The following is a 1,174-nucleotide window of genomic DNA, read 5'->3' as shown; positions in this document are numbered from 1 at the left end:
CCCAAAACTCCTACGCCCTCACCATCAACTCGGGTACAGGCGCAGCTACGCTTGGTAGTTCAGTTTCTAATATCACTACCTTAACCATTAACTCTAAAGCAACTACTAGCGCAGTCAGTGGTGCAATTAGTGGATCTACTGCAGTGGCTTACAACACCGGTACTGGATACACTGCTGCCGGTGGTAATACATCTGGAGCGCTTAGCCTAGCTGGCACCAATACCTATACTGGTGGCACCACTGTGACTGGCGGTACGCTACAAGCAGGTAGTGTTGCAGCTTTTGGAGGAGCTTCTAGTGCCATTACTGTTAATAGCGGCGCTGCACTTGATCTCAATGGCAAAACATTGACCTATGCAAATGCCTTAACCCTAAACGGTACTGGTATCTCAAGTGGTGGAGCGCTCACTAATAGTTCAGCAACAGGTGGTACTTATAGTGGTGCAATTACTTTAGGTTCTGATGCATTAATGGGTAGTACAGCAGGTGCTATTACTGTGAGTGGCGCAATCGGTTCTACTGCAAGTACTTATAACTTAGCGCTTGTTGGTAGCGAAGCTATCACTCTGAGCAGCGCTACTAATACACTGTCAACCATTGCTTCAGGATCAGGTCTTGGAGCACTCTCCATTACTAATAACCAGGCGCTGATCATTGGGTCGATGACCATTGGTGGCACAACTTACTCAGGTCTATCATCAACCGGAACAATCTTAGTACAAACAAGCACTGGTAACTTAACGGTTAACAATGCCGTAACAACTAGCAGTACTTCAGCTGTCACTTCAGCGCCAGCAATTAAATTAGCAGCGGGCTATAACGGTACGACTTCTGACACCACCTACAATATTATTTTAGGTAGCAGTTCATCGAGCTTTATTACGGCAGGTAGTGGCGCAATCATTGCTTTGTATTCTGGAACACCGACTTCAAGCACTAATTTATCGGCGTTTACCGCAGGTCAAACAACTAATTTCATTACCTACTCCAAAACTACTAGTGATACGCAATCAGCAAGCTCTGGTTACTATCTCAAGTACCGCAGCACAATACCTTCGCTATATGTCATTTTTGGCTCTTCTGATACGCCAACATATGGCTCAGCACCAACGATCACTTACACATTTAATACGCAGGCCAATGGAAGCGGTACTTCATACCTTTCTTCTGATAC

Annotated in this window: 1 protein-coding gene; it reads left to right on the top strand. The window is 45.5% G+C overall.

Translation table 11 applies throughout. From position 1 onward, the window contains the following. Positions 1-1,174, top strand: a 1,174-nt coding sequence (locus tag ICE89_RS11650; protein ID WP_370625372.1) for a beta strand repeat-containing protein, incomplete at both ends; no start/stop codon positions are given.

The sequence above is a fragment of the Polynucleobacter sp. AP-Kaivos-20-H2 genome (assembly GCF_018882215.1).
GTDB lineage: Bacteria > Pseudomonadota > Gammaproteobacteria > Burkholderiales > Burkholderiaceae > Polynucleobacter.
This window is presented reverse-complemented; position numbering and strand designations above follow the sequence as displayed.